This window comes from Corynebacterium sp. ACRPS, from assembly GCF_022346005.1.
In the GTDB taxonomy this organism is placed as follows: domain Bacteria; phylum Actinomycetota; class Actinomycetes; order Mycobacteriales; family Mycobacteriaceae; genus Corynebacterium.
Map to the genome: position 1 here is coordinate 1 of NZ_JAKRMY010000017.1, position 18,245 is coordinate 18,245.

General features: G+C 61.8%; 18 protein-coding genes and 1 tRNA gene. 5 read left to right on the top strand and 14 right to left on the bottom strand.

Annotated elements, in window-relative coordinates:
* Nucleotides 1–815, bottom strand: an 815-nt coding sequence (locus MHX65_RS09670; protein ID WP_239269883.1) for an MsnO8 family LLM class oxidoreductase, incomplete at its 3' end; no start/stop codon positions are given.
* A gap of 38 nt (nt 816–853) precedes the next feature.
* On the bottom strand, nt 854–2,059 hold the full coding sequence (locus MHX65_RS09675; protein WP_239269884.1) for a L,D-transpeptidase: 1,206 nt from the start codon (nt 2,057–2,059) through the stop codon (nt 854–856).
* Nucleotides 2,060–2,268: 209 nt separating this feature from the next.
* Between MHX65_RS09675 and MHX65_RS09680 the strand changes: the two genes are divergently transcribed.
* Nucleotides 2,269–2,341: transfer RNA gene (locus MHX65_RS09680), tRNA-Lys, on the top strand.
* Nucleotides 2,342–2,441: 100 nt separating this feature from the next.
* On the opposite strand, the gene MHX65_RS09685 is transcribed toward MHX65_RS09680, so the two are convergent.
* From MHX65_RS09685 to MHX65_RS09705, 5 genes are all read right to left on the bottom strand, one after another.
* A complete protein-coding gene (locus MHX65_RS09685) occupies nt 2,442–3,203 on the bottom strand; it encodes an ABC transporter ATP-binding protein (protein ID WP_239269885.1) in 762 nt (253 codons plus the stop codon).
* Complete coding sequence (locus MHX65_RS09690) at nt 3,194–4,249, bottom strand: FecCD family ABC transporter permease (RefSeq protein WP_239269886.1); 1,056 nt, start codon at nt 4,247–4,249, stop codon at nt 3,194–3,196. The genes MHX65_RS09685 and MHX65_RS09690 overlap by 10 nt, the downstream gene beginning before the upstream one ends.
* Complete coding sequence (locus MHX65_RS09695) at nt 4,249–5,418, bottom strand: ABC transporter substrate-binding protein (protein ID WP_239269887.1); 1,170 nt, start codon at nt 5,416–5,418, stop codon at nt 4,249–4,251. Before MHX65_RS09695 ends, MHX65_RS09690 begins: the two co-directional genes overlap by 1 nt.
* Before the next feature lie 83 nt (nt 5,419–5,501).
* On the bottom strand, nt 5,502–6,779 hold the full coding sequence (locus MHX65_RS09700) for a glutaminase (RefSeq protein ID WP_239269888.1): 1,278 nt from the start codon (nt 6,777–6,779) through the stop codon (nt 5,502–5,504).
* Between the two features lie 58 nt (nt 6,780–6,837).
* Nucleotides 6,838–7,116 (bottom strand): DUF3618 domain-containing protein, encoded by a 279-nt coding sequence (locus tag MHX65_RS09705; RefSeq protein WP_239269889.1) that lies wholly within the window; start codon nt 7,114–7,116, stop codon nt 6,838–6,840.
* A 97-nt stretch (nt 7,117–7,213) separates the two neighbouring features.
* Between MHX65_RS09705 and bcp the strand changes: the two genes are divergently transcribed.
* The 3 genes from bcp to MHX65_RS09720 all read left to right on the top strand — a co-directional run bounded on the left by bcp (nt 7,214) and on the right by MHX65_RS09720 (nt 9,374).
* Complete coding sequence (bcp, locus tag MHX65_RS09710; protein ID WP_239269890.1) at nt 7,214–7,681, top strand: thioredoxin-dependent thiol peroxidase; 468 nt, start codon at nt 7,214–7,216, stop codon at nt 7,679–7,681.
* A gap of 4 nt (nt 7,682–7,685) precedes the next feature.
* Nucleotides 7,686–8,303, top strand: coding sequence for a TetR/AcrR family transcriptional regulator (locus MHX65_RS09715; RefSeq protein ID WP_239269891.1), 618 nt, complete (start codon nt 7,686–7,688; stop codon nt 8,301–8,303).
* 84 nt (nt 8,304–8,387) lie between these two features.
* Nucleotides 8,388–9,374, top strand: a complete 987-nt coding sequence (locus MHX65_RS09720; protein WP_239269892.1) for an HNH endonuclease signature motif containing protein — start codon at nt 8,388–8,390, stop codon at nt 9,372–9,374.
* Nucleotides 9,375–9,395: 21 nt separating this feature from the next.
* Here MHX65_RS09720 and bioD read toward each other — a convergent pair whose 3' ends face one another.
* Complete coding sequence (bioD, locus tag MHX65_RS09725; protein WP_239269893.1) at nt 9,396–10,070, bottom strand: dethiobiotin synthase; 675 nt, start codon at nt 10,068–10,070, stop codon at nt 9,396–9,398.
* Complete coding sequence (locus tag MHX65_RS09730; protein WP_239269919.1) at nt 10,067–11,341, bottom strand: adenosylmethionine--8-amino-7-oxononanoate transaminase; 1,275 nt, start codon at nt 11,339–11,341, stop codon at nt 10,067–10,069. The genes bioD and MHX65_RS09730 overlap by 4 nt, the downstream gene beginning before the upstream one ends.
* 41 nt (nt 11,342–11,382) lie before the next feature.
* On the opposite strand from MHX65_RS09730, the gene MHX65_RS09735 reads away from it, so the two are divergent.
* Nucleotides 11,383–12,777 (top strand): peptide MFS transporter, encoded by a 1,395-nt coding sequence (locus MHX65_RS09735; RefSeq protein WP_239269894.1) that lies wholly within the window; start codon nt 11,383–11,385, stop codon nt 12,775–12,777.
* Nucleotides 12,778–12,781: 4 nt separating this feature from the next.
* Here the strand turns inward: MHX65_RS09735 and MHX65_RS09740 are convergent, their stop codons facing one another.
* The 5 genes from MHX65_RS09740 to pflB are packed head-to-tail and all read right to left on the bottom strand — an operon-like array spanning nt 12,782 to nt 18,228.
* Complete coding sequence (locus tag MHX65_RS09740; protein WP_239269895.1) at nt 12,782–13,687, bottom strand: SPFH domain-containing protein; 906 nt, start codon at nt 13,685–13,687, stop codon at nt 12,782–12,784.
* A 56-nt stretch (nt 13,688–13,743) separates the two neighbouring features.
* Nucleotides 13,744–14,982, bottom strand: a complete 1,239-nt coding sequence (locus tag MHX65_RS09745; protein ID WP_239269896.1) for an alpha/beta fold hydrolase — start codon at nt 14,980–14,982, stop codon at nt 13,744–13,746.
* An 11-nt stretch (nt 14,983–14,993) separates the two neighbouring features.
* A complete protein-coding gene (pflA, locus tag MHX65_RS09750) occupies nt 14,994–15,863 on the bottom strand; it encodes a pyruvate formate-lyase-activating protein (RefSeq protein ID WP_005277788.1) in 870 nt (289 codons plus the stop codon).
* Between the two features lie 2 nt (nt 15,864–15,865).
* Nucleotides 15,866–16,117, bottom strand: a complete 252-nt coding sequence (grcA2, locus tag MHX65_RS11550; RefSeq protein ID WP_255716700.1) for an autonomous glycyl radical cofactor GrcA2 — start codon at nt 16,115–16,117, stop codon at nt 15,866–15,868.
* Between the two features lie 23 nt (nt 16,118–16,140).
* Nucleotides 16,141–18,228 carry a formate C-acetyltransferase gene (pflB, locus tag MHX65_RS09755; RefSeq protein WP_255716699.1) on the bottom strand — a complete coding sequence of 696 codons (2,088 nt, stop codon included), beginning with the start codon at nt 18,226–18,228 and terminating at the stop codon, nt 16,141–16,143.
* Nucleotides 18,229–18,245 lie beyond the last annotated feature (17 nt).

Sequence of the window (18,245 nt, forward strand, 5' to 3'; positions counted from 1 at the left end):
GAGACAGCTTCCCCCACCGTCCCCCAGACGTCGTGGCCCAGGGACTCGTCGATGCGGCGCTGTTGCTGGCTCGTTAGCCCCTCCAGATCCAATTCGCGGGCTGGGCGCAGCGGCGCGAATTCCCCGGTGGACTGGGCCATGACCTTTGCATAGGACTCCGGCAGCAAAAGGTCCCGCGCTTGGTCCGCGGTATCGGCCACGGCGATATTGAGGGAGGAGATGATAGGTGGGGCATCGGCAAGCGCATGCTCGCGGTAGAGCCGCGCCGCCTTTTCCTGCATTTCTACGGGCCCGCCCAGGATGACACCCAATCCCAGCCGCGCGGCCACCCTGACCGACCGGAAGCCGGCGAGGATATAGATGGGCGTGCCCGCATACTCGGGCCGCACCGTCACCGCCGCCTCTCCGCGCAGGTAGCGCAACAGGGCCTCGACCTCGTTCTCGAACTGCGGCTTGAGCTCCAGCGGATCGCCCTGGCGCAGCGCCTTGCGCACTGGCGCCGTAAAGCCCACCGAGGAGCCCAACCCAATATCGATCCTGCCGGGGTACAGCGCCTCCAAGAGGTTAATCTGTTCCGCGACTAGAAACGGCGGGTGGTTGAGCACCATAATTCCTGCGGTACCCACGCGAATGCGCTGCGTGCGCGCCGCCACGTGCGAAGCCAACATGCCCGGCTGGCCCGCTGGGATGCCCGGCACCCCGTGGTGCTCGGCGAGGAAAAACCTGCGAAAACCCAGCCGCTCCACATGCTGCGCATGCTCGGCTATCCCATCGAGTCTGCCTGCCGCCCCGCGGTCCAAAATAGAAAAGCGCATGGCCACCACTGTAGCCATGCGCCTAAAAATTGTGCGGATTATTGATTAGCGTCCGCGTTGCCCTTGGACCATTCCTCCCAGGGCATATTCCAATCGCCCAAGCCGTCCAAGGGGTTAAGCGTCCCACCATAAGTATTGATTACGTGGACGATATCGCCGCGCTTGACGGTGTTCTGGAACCACTGCGCGGCCTCTGGCGTGACGTTGATGCAGCCGTGAGAGGTATTGGAATTACCCTGCGCCCACACGGACCACGGTGCGGAGTGCACGTAAATGCCGGAATAGGACATCTGGGTAGCCCAGTCCACCTCGGTGCTGTAGCCGCCCGCATCGTGCGCAAGCCCGAAGGTCTCAGAATCCATCAGCAGCGACTGGTGCTGATCGCCAATGACATAGCGCCCATTCGGGGTGTCATATTGATAATCGCGACCCAGCGATACCGGAATGGTGCGCAAGAGCTCCTTGTTCTTGTAGACCTTCATGGTCTTGGTGGCATTATCCACCAGCGTGACGGTGCGATCCCCGATGGTGAAATCCGTCCCGGTATTTTCCCCGCCGTAGATGCCGCCACCGAGGTCCTTGCCGTATTGATCGACCTTGACCTCAACCTTGGTGCCCGGCTCCCAATACTCCTTGGGGCGCCAGCGCACCTCTTGGTTATTCACCCAGTAGAACGCGCCTTCCACCTCTGGGTTGGTCTTAACCGTAATCGTGTCCTCTGCCGCCTTGCGGTCGGTGATATAGGTGCCGAAATTGACGCCGATAACCTGGCCCACACCCACCTCAGAGCCGGGGATAGGCGTCATCGCCACCTGGGCGACGCCCGCCGCCTGGGAGGTGGAAAAGCTCAGGTTCTTCTTATTGCCATCCTTGTCAGTGGCCACGATGGAATAAGTGTGGTTATAGCCAAGATCCTCCGCCGTAGTCCACTTCTTGCCGTCCTCAGAGAGTTTTTCTTCAACTTCCACGCCCAGCTCATTGGTCATGGTCACGCTCTTGAGCTCGGTGGTGGATTCCACGGTGACGGGCTTGGATGGATCGACGTCTTCTGCCCCATCCTTCACGGAGGCCGAAAGCTTCGACTTTTCTTTCTGCTCAGACTTCTCTGCTGAGCTCGAGGTAGATTCCTGGTCCCCCGAGCGGTTTTCAGCGGCGGAATTAACGGAGCACGAGGCTACTACCAGGGAAATGCACGCAATGCTCGCAGCAGCAATGCGGCGGGGTTTAGGGAGGGAAATAATCACTAAGTAGACCTTAGAAATACAGTAGTTCTTTCAAGACCAATCCAGACTATCGCCTTGCCACCCCAAATACCAGAAACAAGCGCACCATTATCCAAACTGTTATATTCCCCCAGAAATGTACTATGAGCTGGCGATTTTACAGTTTTTCAACCGGAGTGCTAAAGTTTCTACTCGTTGCACAGAGAGCCACACGGCAGGACGTCGACACTGCGCCATTAGCTCAATTGGCAGAGCAACTGACTCTTAATCAGTGGGTTCGGGGTTCGATTCCCTGATGGCGCACAACAGCAAAATCGCGAGGCAAGTACCTCGCGATTTTTTCGTTTTCAAAGCTAGCAGTTCAAGGCTAGCAAAAAGGCCGAGCATCTCGCTCGGCCTTTGCTTATTTCACGCGTTGGGGCGCGACGACGGGAACACCGCGGTGCTCCACGATGTCCGCCTCTACCCCATAAACACTTTCCACCAGTTCGCGCGTGAGCACGTCTCCAGGCGTGCCCTGGGCACGAATACGGCCGGATTTGAGTACCACCAGCTGGTCACACATGCGCGCGGCCAGGTTGATGTCATGGATGGCCACCAGCCCCAGGCTGCCTTCGCGCCTAGCCTTCTCGCGCACCTCCTCGAGGACGAAGAACTGGCGATGCAGGTCGAGCGCGGACGTCGGCTCGTCCAAGAGCATCAGGCCGGGATTTCCCACCAGCATCTGCGCCACGGCGACGAGCTGACGCTGGCCGCCAGATAGCTCGTTGAGGTAGCGCGAGGCAATGGCGTCCAGCCCCATCGCGTTCAGCACCTCGCCGGTGCGGGTAATAGGGTCCTCGCACGCTTCCCGACGCGCCGCGATCAGCACCGTCTCAAACGCCCGCAGCGCCGCGGTGCTGGGCAAATCCTGCGGGACGTAGCCAATCAGCTGGCGGCGGCGCTTGCCCCGCGGGCTTTCTCCTTCCACCAGGAAATCCACCTCGCCCTTGTACCCGCGGTGCACGCCGGCAAGGGACTTGATCAGCGTGGTTTTACCGGACGCGTTGGGACCTAAGAGGCCGACCAGTTGACCGCCTTGCAGCGTATCCACGTCTACCGCTTCGAGCACGGTGTGCTTGCCGTAGGCCGCGCTTATACCGCGCAGGGTAAGTTCTACGTCCACAGCGCCCTCCTTCGAGTCATCACGATGGCGATAAAGAACGGCACGCCCAAAAGCGAGGTCACGATGCCAATCGGAATGGCCAGACCCGGCTTAATCATCAGACTCGCCGCGTGCGCCGCGCACATCACGGCCGCACCGGCGGCCATGGAGGCGGGCACGAAATAGCGCTGGTCCTCGCCCACCAGCATACGAGCGATGTGCGGGCCCACGAGGCCGATAAAGCCGATGATGCCGGCGAAGGCCACCGTCGTTGCCGCCACGAGGGAGACCACGATGAGCACCACCACGCGTAGCCGCGCGGTATTAATGCCCATGGCGGCAGCGCGGGCATCGCCAAGCCGCAAGGCCGTAAGCCGCCACGACAGCGCCCACAAAATGGGCAGGGCAACCAGCAGCACACCCGCCAGCACGCCGTTGGCGGCCCAGTTCGCACGCGTGAGCGACCCCATGGACCAAAAGACGATCTGCTGGAGCGCCTCGGCCGAAGACTGGTACTGGATAAGCGCGAGCATGGCCTGGAAGAAAAAGACCAAACCAATGCCCAGCAGCACCATGGTCTCCGCTTTCGCACCCCGGATAATGGCCGCCACGACGATGATCGCCGTCGCCACCGCCGCAGACAACCACGCCACCAGCGCCAGGTTGAACTGCGGCTGGGTTAGCAGCTGCCACTTGAGCACGATGGAACTAGCGCCGCCGAAGGCCGCCGCGGCGGAAATACCGAGGGTAAACGGCTCCGCCAGCGGGTTATTCAAGATGGTCTGCATCTCCGCGCCGGCCAGCGAGAGGCTGACGCCGATGAGCAGGGCCATAACGGCCATCGGCAAGCGCAGCTTCCACAGCACCGTATGCGTCTGGTCATCCAGGCTCGAGGGATTCACGATGCCCCTGATGACCTCGCCGGGGCTGATGTCGATGGCGCCGACGAAGTTGCTGACCACAAACGCCACCGCCGCAATGAGGCACAGGCCCGCGACGATGCTGATGCGCTGCCAGGTGAGCTTCTTGTGTTGCTGCGTAAGGGCAGCTACCTCCGCACTCACCATTAATTCGTGCTAAAGAAGGTTCCCTCGCCAGCAACCGGCGAGTACTTTTCTTGCGCTTGCATCCACTGCTTGTCGATGTCCATATCCTCATACGCCTCCGGGTTGATCCATTCCGCGATCTGCAGCAGCGCCAGGTAGTTGAACGGCGAGTTGTAGAACTGGTGCCACATGCTGTGCAGTTTGTGTTCCTTGACCGCGCGCAGGTTCTCAAAACCGGGCTGGTGGCTCGGCAGCTTGGTAACGCTCGACTCCGCCTCATCTTCACCGATGCCATAGCCCACCGCGGCGTAGCCCACGGGGTTGCCCTCATCGTCTTTCATTTCGGACCAATCGCCGCCGGTGGCAATCACCATGTCTGGGTCAGTCTCGAGGACCTTTTCTGGGGTCAGGGCACCGGATTCGCCTGGGATGATGCCGTCGGCCACGTTTTCGCCGCCGGCGACGTTGACCAGCTGCGAGATATTGGAGTCATTCCACGAGCCACAGCAGTCCGAGACACCGGCCGCGCGCCAAACGAAGGTCTTGGGCTTGTCCTTTACCTTGTCCGCACGCTCCTTGACCAGGTCCACGGTTTCTTGCCACTCTTCGTTGAATTCCTTGGCGCGCTCTTCTTTACCGAAGATCTCACCGAAAATATCCATGGACTTGGTGGTGTTTTCCAGCGGCTTGGCGCGGAAATCGGTCACGGCGTACTTGAGGCCTGCCTGATCCATCTTCTCTGTCAGGCCTGCCTCTTGCGAGGCGTCGTACTGGTCCTTGGACAACACGATGAGGTCTGGATCCAAGCTCACCAGGTTTTCCACGGTGACATCGCCCTTGGTGAACCCGCCGATTTCCGGCAATTCATTGACCTTGGGCAGCTTTTCTTCCAAGACGTTGTAGTAGTCCGGCACGTTCTTCTTCAGGTCGGATCCGATGCCTACGACCTTATCCAGCGGATCCTCGGTATTGAGGATGCCGGTGGCGAAGATGGAGCGGCCCTCGCCTAACAGGACGCGCTCGGGGGCCTTGTCGAGTTCTACGTCGCGGCCCGCGAGGTCGGTGAAGGACAGGGCAGCATCGTCGCTGCCGCCGCCGTTGTTGGTTGTTTCTTCGTCGGTGCTGCAGCCTACAAGTGCGGTGGCGGAGGCCGCCACCACGGCCATTACCTTGGGGAATCTATATGCCATCTTGAGTCCTTGGTTAGTCGGATTCCTCGAATTGAGGATAAGTGCGAGCTTATCCTAGCTTAACCAAGTAAGGTGAACCAAACCTAAACTACCTCCTCGGCGATTGCGTAATCTTCCGGCTCACCCTTGGGCACCTCAGTGCCGTCCGCCATGGTACGGTCCTCCAATTCGCCGTCCGGATCCACGATGGCGATATCGAAACCAGCCTCGCGGATGCGCCGGAGGCCTTCCTTCAGCATGCGCCGGCCCATCCGGTTGGATCCGGTGATATGGGATAGCTCCAGCACCACCGTGCCCTCACCAAATTCGCATTCGGTGAGCTGATGCAAGATGGTCTCCGCCGCGTTGAAGTTGATAAGGCCCTGCAGGAAGATCACCGTGAGGTCGTCCTCGGTCTCCATCCTGCGCACGGGGTGCACGCCGTAGCGCTCATCCGTGGACATCAAGTGCAGCCCCATATCCTTCGACAGCAAGGTCAAGGCATCCACTCCGCGGACGGAATTGCCCTCCTTATTAAGCCGCGGCGAGAAGGTCGCGACCCCCAATTGGCCGGGCAGGGTTCCCAGCAGGCCGCCCGAAACGCCGGATTTCGCTGGGATTCCGACCTCGGCCATCCATCGCCCAGCGCCGTCGTACATGCCCGCAGAGCTCATGACAGAAAGCGTCAGGCGGCAGACATCGGCATCGAGGATCTTCTCCCCCGTCACCGGCTGCGTGCCACCATTGGCCAAGGTGGCAGACATCACGGCGAGGTCGCGCACCGTGACCTTAATCGAGCACTGCTCCACGTAGGTCGAAACCGCATCGTGGGCCTCGTCCTGGATGATGTCGTAATTGCGCAGCATGTGCGCCAAAGACAGGTTCCTATCAGAGACCTGCAGCTCGGAATCGCGCACCTTTTCATCGAGTTTCAGCTCGCGGCCCGCCAGCCGCGAAAAGTAGGTGCGCAGCTGTTCCACGCGCTCGGCCGGATCCGAATCCACGCCATTAATTAGCTGCGTTACCGCGATCGCGCCCGCATTAATCATCGGATTCACCGGCCGGTGATCATCGCGGTTGAGCGAAAGCTCATTGAAGGCCTCGCCGGACGGTTCCATGCCGACGATCTCGCGCACCGCATCCAAACCGAGCTCCTGCAGCGCTAGGGCATACGCAAAAGGCTTCGACACGGACTGCAGGGTGAATTCCACCTCAGCATCGCCGGCGGAATACACATGCCCCGTCGTGGTGCAGATGGCCACGCCGAGGTAGTCCGGTTCCGCCTTCGCGAGCTCGGGAATATAGTCCGCCACCGCGCCGCTGCGATTTCCTCGCACCCGAGTCAAAATTTCCTGCAAATAAAAAGGAATTGGAGTTTTCATCGCGACCTAGCATACGAAAAAAGCCCCCACGGCGCGCGTGGGGGTAAGGCGGGGAAAATTAGTGGCGCTCAGACAGCAGGCGCTGCAATTCCTTCAGGTCGCTCTTGCGGCGACGCGAGCGGAACACGGAAAAGGCAATCAGCCCAACGACGGCGGCGCCGACGCCACCGAGTACCAGCTGCACGTTGCGGTCCTGCAACTTTTCGGTGGCGGCATCCTTGGCGTCATCGACGAGGTTTTGCGGCTTGCTGCGATCCGCAATTTCATCCAGGGTGCTAGCCAGCTGGCGCCGGGTGCGTTCGATATCGCGTTGAATATCTTCAATATTGCGTGCCACGGAATTCTCCTCTTAGCTTAAGTTTCGCTCTTAACGAGCTTATCTTACCGTGCAGGGTCTCCACCGCGCAGGCTGGGGAGCACGTAAAGTGGGGTCCATGACTGAAACTCGTTTGAACGTAGGAGATACCGCCCCCGCTTTTTCGCTTGCCGATGCCACCGGCAACACCGTTTCCCTGTCCGATTACGCAGGCCAGCGCGTGCTGGTGTACTTCTACCCGCGCGCCAATACCCCAGGCTGCACCAAGGAAGCCTGCGATTTTCGCGATTCACTAGAAGAGCTCAATGAGCTCAATATCGCGGTGGTGGGCATCTCCCCCGATAAGCCCGAGGCGCTGGCGAAGTTCCGCGATGACCACGATCTCAACTTCCCGCTGCTTTCTGATCCAGATAAGTCCGTCATGACTGCGTATGGCGCCTTCGGGGAGAAGAAGAACTACGGCAAGGTGGTCCAGGGCGTTATCCGTTCTACCTTCCTCGTGGAGCCGGATGGCACCATCGGCCAGACCCACTACAACGTGAAGGCCACCGGGCACGTCGCGCGCGTGATGAAGGGCCTCGAGTAAGCCGGTGGAGGAAATCCTCGTCCCGCGGCGCCGGCCAGCGCAGGCGCGCAGCCGGGAGCGCTTTGCTCGCATCGTGCAGGCGGCGCGCGCCGTGCTTGTCGATGTCGGCTTTGAATCCTTCACCTTCGATGAAGTCGCCCACCGTGCTGGGGTCCCGATCGGCACGCTGTATCAGTTCTTTGCCAATAAATACGTGCTCATCTGCGAGCTCGACCGGCAAGATACTGCCACCAGCCTGGCCGAAATCGAGCGCTTTTCGCGCCTCGTGCCGGCCCCGCAGTGGCCGGATGTCTTGGATGAATTCATCGACCACTTGGCGCGGATGTGGCGCGAGGATCCTTCCCGGCGCGCCGTTTGGCACGCCATCCAATCCACCCCGGCGACACGGGCTACGGCCGCCGATACCGAGCTGCAGCTCTTGGAGCCGCTCGCCGAGATCCTCCGCCCGCTGGCCACCGAGCACAGCGATGCGCAACGCATTGAGCTGGCGCGCTTCCTTATCCACACCGTGGTTTCTCTGCTCAATTACGCTATTTCGGGCGAACCAGACAAGTTCGATTCCGTGGTCATGGAGCTAAAGCGCATGTTGATTTCGTATCTTTTTGCGGTGGCCGCGGGATAACTTTGTAGACGTTTATACAAGTTATCCACAGGTGGGCGCCGCGCCCGATTGGTACTGCGGTAGCGCGCGCCTAGATTTGCAGGCATGAACGCACTGCAGGCCTATGCCACCCAGATTTCCTCGGCGATGGATATCCTCGCCGAGGCCCACGGCATGCCTGAGAGCGACCTCATCGAGCTCGGATTGCCGGATGTCGAGGCCCGCGAGCTGCTCGCGCTGGCAGAGGTTTATTTCGGCACCACTTCCTTTAGCCGCAAGCAGCGCCTTGCCGCCGCGGGCGCGCGCCACCACGATTTGGTGACCCTGAAGCTCATCGAGAAGTACGCCACCCGTGCTGCCACCAAGCGCGCCGCGTGGAACCTGCGCGTAGAGCTGTGCCGGCAACACGGACCGGCCTCCGAGATTGCCCAGCTCGCTAAAAAACGCCTGCGCGAATGGCGCCCGCGCCGCCGGCCGCCGCGCGAGGGCGTACAACTCCTGCGCCGCCCGGATGGCCCGTGGACGATGCGCATTACTGCGCCCTCGTCCTTCCTCGCGGATCTCGATTCCGCCCTCGACCCCGATAACCCACTCGCATCCTTCCGCGAACTCCTCCGCGGCGAGGGCGCTGCCACGGTACAGACCACGACGAACGTGATTATCCCGCTCAACGCACTGGATCAAATACTGGAAGGCGATGGCGACGAGGTCACGCTTCGGCTCACCAACGGCTCGACCATTACCGGCGCGCAGCTCGTCGAGCGCACCTTTAGCGAACACGGGCTAGCCACGCTTATCCACCCAGTGAAGGGCCCGGTCAACCTGTATCGGACCTCGCGGTTCGCCTCGGAAAAACAGCGGCTGATGGCCGCCGCCGAAAACCCCACCTGCCCGTGGCCGCCGTGCAATCACCCGGCGGATAAGTCTCAAATCCACCACCTGCAGGCGTGGAAGCACGGCGGGATGACCAACGCGGACAACCTCACCGTGTGCTGCCCGTACCACAACGGGGTGAACCAAGACGATCCGAACGCCCCTCCCCTGCGCGGCCGCCTTGCCCGGGTAAACGGCAAGGTCCGCTGGGTCCGCTAGCGCTGCCTCATCGAGGTAGCGCTACTCGGCGTGCGCAAGCAACTCCGCACACACATCACCGGGAAAGAGCTCTCGGGTCATCCGGGCGAAGTCCTCCCGGCCCAGCGCTCCGGCCCCCTCCTGCACGCTGCCCCACAACCGGCAGCCCGTGACCGCAGGAAGCTCGTCCACGTTCAACCGCGTCGCCAGATCCGGCCTCGCGGGCAAACTGCCGCCGATAAGCCCCATCACGTTAATCCTGCGCCGCTGCGCCTCGCGGACGGTGAGCTCGGCGGCGTTGAGGCTGCCAAGACCGAGGGAGGTGACAATGAGGAGGTTGGTGGCGACATCGGCAAGCGTGTAGTCGTCTGCCAAACGCACCAGCAGGCCGCCGGCACCTTCCACCAGCACCACCCGGCCTGGTGCGTCCAACCCTGCGATCCAGTCCCAGAGTTCCTCTTTGCTCGGCGGAGTCATGCGGGCCCGGCGCGCCGAAAGGTTCGGTGCCAGCGGCTCGGGAACACGCACCATCTCCGTGACCTCGACCCCGGCCAGGGCCCGCACCGTCGCCGCATCGCCGCTATTGCCCGGCTCGCCGGTCTGCAGGGGCTTGGCATAGACGACCTCGCGCCCACTCTGGGCAAGGGCGCTGGCGAGCACCGCCGTGGCCACCGTCTTTCCCACGTCGGTATTGGTGCCGGTGACAAAGATAATCATCGCTTTCCTCCTCCTACCGCAGCGCGCACACCGCGGCAAATCTGCGCGACCTCGTCTTCGGTACTGATAAAAGGCGGCATGGTGTAGATAAGGCGGCCGAACGGGCGCAGCCACACGCCTTGGTCCACCGCCGCGTCCGTAGCACCTGACATATCGACGTCGCGCTCCATCTCCACCACGCCGATAGCCCCCAGCACCCGCACGTCCGCCACGCCCGGCTCGTCCTCTAGCCCGGAAAGCCCGGCGCGCAGCTGCTTCTCGATGCCCGCAACCTGCCCCCGCCACCTTCCCTCCAGGATCATGGAGGTCGCCTCGGCAGATACCGCGCAGGCCAGCGGGTTGGCCATAAAGGTCGGGCCGTGCATCAGCGCGCGTGGGTGCATACCCTCGGCAACCCGGGCGGTGGCGAGCGTGGCGGCCATCGTCATGAAACCGCCGGTCATCGCCTTACCCACGCACATGATATCCGGCACCACTCCCGCCGCCTGGGTGGTAAAGAGGTCCCCGGTGCGCCCAAAACCCGTGGCTATTTCATCCGCGATCAGCACGATTCCGTGGCGGTCGCAGATTTCGCGCGCCCCGCGCACCAGCTCGTGGTCGTGGAAGCGCATGCCGCCGGCGCCTTGGACGACGGGCTCGATGATCAAGGCTGCGACTTCGTTCGTAATGCAGCCTTCCAGCTCGCGTAGGTAATCCGCGCGCGCCTTCTCGCTCGCCCCGCGCGTGGGCGGTGCTGGGGCGAAAACCTGCTGCGCCAGGGTGCCGGTCCACATCGAGTGCATGCCGCCATCGGGATCGCACACGCTCATCGCGGCAAAGGTATCGCCGTGATAACCCGAGCGCCAGGTCAGCATCTTGGTGCGCTCCGGGTGGCCGATCCCCTGCTGGTATTGCAGAGCCATCTTGATGGCGACCTCTACCGAGACCGATCCCGAGTCCGCATAAAAGACCTGCGCGAAGTCGTGACACGTAAGCTCCATGAGATTGGCCGTCAGCCGCGCCGCCGGCTCGTGCGTGAGCCCGCCGAACATCACGTGGCTCATGCGATCGATCTGCTCCTTGGCGGCAGCGGTGAGCCGCGGATGGCTGTGGCCGTGGGCGGCGGCCCACCAGGAGGACATGGCGTCGATGAGGTGGGGGCCATCGGCAAGCGTGAGGTGGACTCCCGCAGCCGACTCCACGACGCGCGTGGGCGCGCCGGGCTCGGCGTAGGGGTGCCAGATGTGGTGGGCATCGATTGTAGCTATGTCGTTAGTAGAAATATCCACCAAATTAGATCTAGCACACACTGTCGGCCGCTATAGTCCTTTTTATGAAAGTTCTTGAACGGCGTTCAATTCGCCGCGTACCCGTGGTTTTGCCGGCGGTTGCGGGCATCGAAATGTGGGAGCGCTTCAGCTTTTATGGCATGCAAGCCATCCTCGCGTACTACCTCTACTCCACCTCCGGCGGGCTCGGCATGGAGCAAACGCAGGCCACCGCGCTCGTCGGCGCCTACGGCAGCCTGCTCTATCTTTTCACGTTTGTGGGCGGCTGGGTCAGCGACCGCCTCTTGGGCGCCGAGCGCACCTTGCTTACCGGCGCTGGGCTGTTGGTGTGCGGACACTTTGCCCTTTCGTTTATCCCCGGCACCGCTGGGCTCATCATCGGGCTCTTGCCGCTCGCGCTTGGCTCGGGGCTGCTCAAGACCGCCGCGATAACGATTCTGGGCGCCGCCTTCCCCGCCGAGGCCGGCGCGCGCGACGGGGCCTTTCAGATTTTCTACCTCGGCATCAATGTCGGCGCGCTTTTTGGCCCCATGTTGACAGGCTGGCTAGCCGAGGAATACGGCTACCACGCCGGATTCTTCGCCGCAGCGGTGCTCATGTGCTGCGGGTGTGCCACCTACGGCGCGCTGCGGAAAAAGATAGATGTGCCATCGCGCCCGCCTCACTCCACCCAGGCCCCAGGCAAGGCGGGGCTGGTCGCGCTGGCGGCGCTCCTAGCCGGCGTGCTGCTCATTATCACCGTTTCTCCAGCAACGCTGACGGTGCTGCTTCTTATCGCCACGGTGGCGGCCGCGGCGGGGCTTTTTGCCAGCATGCTGCGATCCCCGCAGATTAGCGCAGACGAGCGACGCCGCATCCTGGATTTTATTCCGCTTTTCGCTTGCTCAACGGCCTACTGGACCCTGCAACCGCAAATCTACGGAGTCCTCGCGGTCTACTCGGATCAGCGCCTCAACCGATCCATCGGGGGATTCGAAATCCCGCCGGCGTGGACGCAATCGCTCAACCCGCTATTCATCCTCCTGCTCTCGCTACCCTTGGCCGCGGGCATGACGCGCTGGGCCAACTCGCGGCGCGCGCTCATGGGTTGCGGCATCATCTTCGCCGGCGCAGGCATGTTCCTCCTACTGCCCTTTGTGGGAGGCGGGGAAAATTCCACGCCGTTCCTGGTGCTAGCGGGCACCATCTTGTTCATGTCGCTCGGCGAGCTCTTCATCGGCCCGGTGGGCATGGCCGCATCCGCCGCCCACGCCCCGCGGGCATATGCCACCCGCTTTTCCGCGCTGTACTTCCTCACCATGGCCATCGGCACCTCGCTGGCTGGTTCGATGTCGCAGCTGTACGACCCTACCTCGGCATCTGCCGAAACGACCTACCTCATCATCATAGGCGGCGTCCCCGTCCTCCTGGGGCTGGTCCTCCTCCTGCGGCGCAGGTAGGCTCCTATCGCCCGGCTGACTCATCCAGGGCGCGGTCCGCCATGAGCACGTCGCGCATGCCGCTGAACAGGTCGCCCATGCCCTGCGGATTGGACGGCATGTAGAGCACGGAGGCTCGGCCGTTATTCGAGACATCGACCATCGCGTCGAGGTACTGCGATACCAGCATGAGGACCTCGGGGGATTCCTGGACCCCGGCATCGCGCAGTAGCTCGTACTGCTGGGCGATGCCCTCTACAATCTCCTTGCGCTGCTCGGCAACACCCCTACCCTGCAGCTTCTTTGCCTCCGCGGCACCCTCGGCTTCTTTGACCACGCGGATTTTTTCCGCCTCCGCCTGGGCGATGGCCGCCTCGCGCTCGCGCTGCGCCGCGTTAATGGAGTTCATGGACTCGCGCACGCGGGAATCCGGGCGAATATCGGTTACCAGCGTATTGACGAAGTTCCAGCCGTATTCGGCCATATTATCCCGCAGCGAGGCCGCCACGTTCTGCGCGATGGTGTCCTTGGAGGAAAAAGACTCGTCCAAGCCCATATTCGCCACCGACGAGCGCACATTATCTTGCACATAGGCCACGATCTGCTGCTCGTGGTTGGAGAGCATATAAAAGGCCTCGCGCTCGCGGCCCTCTACGACCTCGTACTGCACCGCGACCGGGATTTGGACGAAGACATTATCCTTCGTCTTGGTTTCTACCATCACGTCTAGCTGGCGCACCTGCAGCGAAATCTTATCGCGCACGCGGTCGATCCAGGGCATCTTGAAGTGCAAGCCCGCGTGGGCGACCGTCTGGAATTTACCCAAACGCTCCAAGATGGCCGCCTCGCGGGTACGCACGATGTAATAGCCATCAAATACGGTGGCGAGAATCAGCAAGATGATGATACCGATGATGATTAAGCTCAACATTTCCTCTCCCTAACTACGTATGTGAAATTAATTTTCGCACAGGCGGAAAGCGTTCGCTAGTGGTCATCGATAAGCGCAAAGAGCTTGCCCATCACCTCCGCGCCGTTCTCGCCGATGCCATTGTGCTGGTACTCATTCGTCACCCACGGCCGCAGATCGCCCAAGTGCGCGGCGGTGGCCAAAGATTCCTCCAGGGGAACGAAGATATCGTCGAGGTAGATGGCGGCGGCGGTGGTGGGGGCATCGGCAAGCGCATAAGGCGCACTAAATTCCCGCTCCGCCAAGCCGTGCGCACCCTCCTTGAAGGCCTGCAGCGCCGGGTCCTCGTCGAACTGCCACGGGGAAATATGCTCGCCGGTCAGCCAGGTGCCGGACTCGGCAAACTCCGGGAACTCCTCGCGCACGCGGTGCGCCGACCACTGCGTCGACGCCTGCCCGCCGCTGCCGGCATAAATGGACTCGTGGATCGCCGCATAAAGCGGCGCCTCCGCAAAGCTCACGCGCTCGCCGATGCCCCACAGGAAATCATCCCGCAGCACCTTCTCTCCCCGCACGGTGCGGAAGGGCTCTTCCAGGAGGTAAGCCAGGCCGTCGAAGCCGGTGCCCCGCCCCAGATCGGTGCCGATGGTGCGAAAACGCAGCGAGGACAGCCGCTCGCCGGTGTGCAGGCGCTCGTCGGAATTATCGAGGTGGGCGATGATTTCCTCGATGCGGCGCTGCACCCAGGGGAACTCTCGGTAGAAGCGCTCCTGGCGGGCCTTGAGCTTGCTAAAAGTCGCGCGGTAAAGGTGATCCGCGCCCTGCAGCGTGGGGATGCCACCGGTGAAAAACGCGTGCTTGACGGACTCAGGAGCCTGAGACAGGTACGCAGTGATGCAAAAGCCGCCGAAGGATTGGCCGAACAGGGACCAGGTCTCAAGCCCCAGGTGTTCGCGGAGGCGCTCGGCATCGCGCACGATACTGTCCTGGTGCAATAAGGCCAGGTGCTCGGCGCTGCGCTCTTCTGCGGGGCTTAGCCTATCGATGCGGTGCGAGCGCCCCGTGCCGCGCTGATCGAGGAGGATGACGCGGTAGCGCTCGAGCGCCTTGCCGATAAGCCCCGTCGGTTTCACCGGCCGCGGGGCCGGAAAACCTGGGCCTCCCTGCAGGTACAGCAGCGCCGGCAAGTCCTCGCCGCCTGGCGGGATGATTTCGCGGGCATAGAGAGCAAAAGTCCCGCGCGGATTGTCATAATCCCACGGGACTTCCAGGGTGTGTTCAATAATATCGTGGCCGAAGCGGCGGTAGTGAGTCATGCCCACCCAGGTTAGTAAACCTCCAGACCCTTCGCGCGGAAAACGTCGCGGACTTTTTCCACGTCTTCCGGCTTTGGCGGCTTGGTATCTGCCAAGTGGTAGGTCATATCGAGCCCCTCCCACTTGTCCTTACCCATATTGTGGAAGGGCAAGACCTCGACGCGCTCCACATTGGACTTCCACCGCGCCACGATGGAGGCGACGTTTTCGACGTTCTCGGCCGAATCCGTCAGGCCCGGCACGACGACGAAGCGAATCCACACCGGCTTGCCTATCGCGTTGAGGCGGTCGCCAAAATCGAGCGTGGGCTGCAGCTGGCGCCTCGTTACGCGCTGATAGGTTTCCTCGTCGCCCGACTTCACGTCCAGCAGGACCAGGTCGATATTGTCTAGGTCCTCATCGCGCAGGCGCGAGCCCAAGAACCCAGAGGTATCGATTGTGGTGTGGATGCCGGCGTCGTGGACTTCCTTGAGCACACGCCGGGTAAACGCAATTTGGAAGAGGGGCTCACCACCGGAGATGGTCAGGCCGCCACCGGAAGCTTGGAAGATGGGCTTATAGCGCTTGATGCGTTTGACCACATCGTCGACCCGCTCCAAGGTGCCGGTCTTCATCTCCATGGTGTCCGGGTTATGGCAATACTGGCAGCGCAGGGGGCAGCCGGACATGAACATGGTCATGCGGGTGCCCGGGCCGTCGACGGCGGTTACCAGCTCCCAAGAGTGCACGAGGGCGATATCGCCGGTGCGGCGCGCCTCCATTAGCTCGGGGCGGGTAATCTCATCGAGTTCGTGGTCGGTTCCCAGGCCCGCGGCAACACCGCGAACGCGCTCGCCGGATTCCGGCGACAGGGTGACCACACCAGTAATGCCATCAGCCATGATTATGAACCCTGGTGGAAGGTGCGGGAGATGACGTCAAGCTGCTGCTCCTTGGTGAGCTTGACGAAGTTGACCGCATAGCCAGAGACGCGAACGGTGAGGTTCGGGTATTTCTCTGGGTGCTCGACGGCATCTTCCAGCGTGGACTTGTCCAGCACGTTGATATTGGCGTGGTACAGGCCAGAGTTCATCTTGTGCTCGTCGCGGCTGGCCTTCATGTCTGAAAGGCGTTCTGCAAAGGTTGGGGTTGCCATGATGGTTCTCCTTGTCGTGATTCTTATTGTTCCATGATGAAGCCGGCATCCAGCACGCCCACCAAGTTGGTGATGCGCTCTTCTGGGGTGCGGCCCAAACCGGACGGGGTGATGGTATTGGTCAGCGAGATGCCGTCCAGGGCATCCTTGTAATCCAACTTGCCCACCGACAGCATGGAGGCAACCATGCCGTGGTTATCCGCGCCGTTTTCGGGGTTAGCGCCCGGGGAGAAGGGGGTGCCGGCCTTGTGGCCCGACGGGAAGGAGCCTGTTGCCTTGCCGTAGACCACGTTGGAGGTAATGGTCAGCACGGACTGGGTGGGGATGGCATTGCGGTACATCGGGATGGCCTTAATTTTCTCCATCACGGTGTGCACGATGGTGGCGGCGATGTCATCAGCGCGGTCGTCGTCGTTGCCGTAGAACGGGAATTCGCCTTCGGTGATGTAATCCGTAATCAGGCCGGTCTCATCCCGGACCGGGGTGACCTTGGCGTACTTGATGGCGGATAGCGAATCGGCGACGATGGAAAGCCCCGCGATGCCGCAGCCCATGGAGCGGATGATATTGGAATCATGCAGCGCCATTTCCACGGCCTCGTAGGCGTACTTATCGTGCGAGTAGTGGATGATGTTTAGCGCCTCGACGTAGGTGCCAACCACCCAGTCCAGCATCTCCTCGTACTTTTGCCAGACCTCGTCGAAATCCAACGGGCCATCGCCTTGAATCGGCTCGTAGCCTTCAACGACTTGCTTGCCGGAGACCTCATCCCGGCCGCCGTTCATGGCGTAGAGCAGGGCCTTGGCGGCATTGACTCGGGCGCCGAAGAACTGCATCTGCTTGCCCACTTCCATCGGGGACACGCAGCAGGCAATCGCAGCGTCATCGCCCCACTCGTCGCGAATCTGGCGATCAGACTCGTACTGGATGGAGGAGGTTTCAATGGAGATGTGCGCGCAGAATTCCTTGTAGCCTGCAGGCAGCTCCGGATCCCAGAAAATGGTGATATTCGGCTCCGGTGATGGACCCAGGTTGATCAGGGTCTGCAGGAGGCGGAAGGAGGTCTTGGTGACCATGTGGCGGCCGTCGCTGCCGAAGCCGGCATCGGACCAGGTGGCCCAGTACGGATCGCCGGAGAAAATCTGGTCATAGTCGATGGTGCGCAGGAAGCGGACGATGCGCAGCTTCAGCACGAGCGCGTCGATGATTTCCTGTGCCTGTTCCTCGGTGATGATGCCAGCGGCCAAATCGCGCTCGAAGTAGCAGTCGAAGAATGCGGACAGGCGGCCGATGGACATGGCTGCGCCGTCCTGGGACTTGATGGAGGCGAGGTAGCCAAAGTAGGTCCACTGCACGGCCTCGTGGGCGGTGCGCGCCGGCTCGGAGATGTCAAAACCGTAGGACTCGGCCATCGCCTTGAGCTTCTTCAGGGCCTTGATCTGCTCGGAGTGCTCCTCGCGGTAGCGGGCCCAGTGCTCGGAAAAGCCGGCATCGGCAATGGCATCGCGGGCCTCAATCTTTTCCTGGATGAGATAGTCCACGCCGTACAGCGCCACGCGGCGGTAATCGCCGATGATGCGGCCGCGGCCATAGGCATCGGGCAGGCCGGTGATGATGTGTGATGAACGGGCGGCGCGGATGCGCGGGGTGTAGATATCGAAGACCGCATCATTGTGGGTCTTGCGGTAGCGGGTGAAGATCTTCTCCACCTCGGGATCTACCTCTTTGCCCGCCTCGCCGATGGCCTGCTTCACCATGCGCCAGCCGCCGAACGGCATCATGGCGCGCTTGAGCGGCGTATCGGTTTGCAGGCCGACGATGACGTCATCGTCTTCTGAGATATAACCGGCCGGGAAGGCATCGATATCGGTCGGGGTGTGCGTATCGACATCGTAAATGCGCTTTTCGCGCTCGACTGACAGGTAGTCCTTTTCCAGGGTGTCCCACACGCGTAGCGTCTTATCGGTGGGGCCAGCGAGGAAGCTGGAGTCGCCGTTATAAGGCGTGTAATTGCGCTGGATGAAATCGCGGACGTTGATGCCCTCGGTCCAAGGGCCGGGCGCAAAACCTTCCCACCCTTGATACTGCTGGGGCTTAGTTGCGGTAGTCATAATTCCCTTCTTCTGGG